1 protein-coding gene is annotated in these 1,170 nt (G+C 68.7%); it reads right to left on the bottom strand.

Annotation, left to right across the window (positions count from 1 at the left end):
* Nucleotides 1-15: 15 nt before the first annotated feature.
* A partial coding sequence (locus ACZ60E_RS45735; RefSeq protein WP_469448224.1) for an ISAzo13 family transposase occupies nucleotides 16-1,170 on the bottom strand: 1,155 nt, incomplete at its 5' end.

Genomic DNA, 1,170 nt, shown 5'->3' with positions numbered 1-1,170 from the left:
AGGGCTCGTAAAGAATCAACACGGTGGTTTTGTCTCTGTCGTGAGAGCGATGCCGTGCGCGGTTGCGTAGACGTGGAGGCCGGTGAGGGTGGTCAGGTGTGCCGCGGCGGGGCCGGGGGTGTGCCCGTGCTGGTCCATGAGCTGTCTGATCTCGCCGATGGTCTCGCGGATGGTGTCCTTGCTGACCGTGAACAGGTGGGCGAGCACGGTGGGCGACAGGCCAAGGTGCTGGTGCAGGGCGGTGGCCAGGACGCGGTCGGCCAGGTCGAGTTTGGCCTTGCGGCCGCCGCCCGGGGCTCGGCGTCGGGTGCCGCTGTCGCGTCGGGTAGTGCGGTCCGGGGCGTGCAGTGCCTGCCAGGGCGGGGCCAGGGCTGTGGTCAGCTCGGTCAGTTCGGTGCTGGTCATGCCGGTCAGGGCGGGGTGCGCCAGGGCTTCGCGGTCGAGGCGGGCGGTTGGTTTGCCGGGGTTCGTCGGCTCGGTGAACCCCGGGTGCACGGTGTAGTTCCATTCCCCGTGGAAGGCATGGCCGGTCAGCGGGACCGCGTTCAGTTCAACGTCGCTGACCTTCACTCCCGTGGGATAGCTGCCGGGGTCCAGTTCGGCGTGGACAGTGAGCCCGGTGCGGTTGGTGGTCGCGGCGATGCTCTGCACGATGACCTCGTAGCTGGTCAACGGCCGGCCGCGCCAGTTCATCGTGATCGCGGAGAACAGCCGGTGCTCGATCCGATTCCATTTCGATGTGCCCGGAGGCAGATGGCAGACCGTGACGGCCAGGCCCGTCTCGGCGGCAAAGCCGGCGAGTTCGGTCTTCCAGGCCCGCGTGCGGTAGCCGTTGGAGCCACCCGCGTCGGCGGTGACCAGCAGACGGGTGGCGCCGGGGTAGTCGAAACGTCCCTGCCCGTTCCACCAGCGGCGGATCGATTCGACCGCGAAGGCCGCGGTGTCATGATCGGTACCGACGCTCACCCAGCCGGTGTCCGCCGACAGGTCGTAGATGCCGTAGGGCAGGGCCTTGCCCAGCGCGTCGCCGGGGAAGTCATGGACGTCGACCCGCACGGGTTCACCGGCCGGCCGCCATTGGCGTCCCGCGTTCTTGAACTCCCCGACGACCTCCTTCTTCTTCGTGTCCACGCTGACCACCGGCTCGCCGTCCGCCTGATGGTCCTTGGC

It is taken from the genome of Streptomyces sp. NPDC102514 (assembly GCF_055584525.1).
Note: the sequence above shows the minus strand (reverse complement) of the source record. Positions and strands in the feature narration are given on the sequence as shown.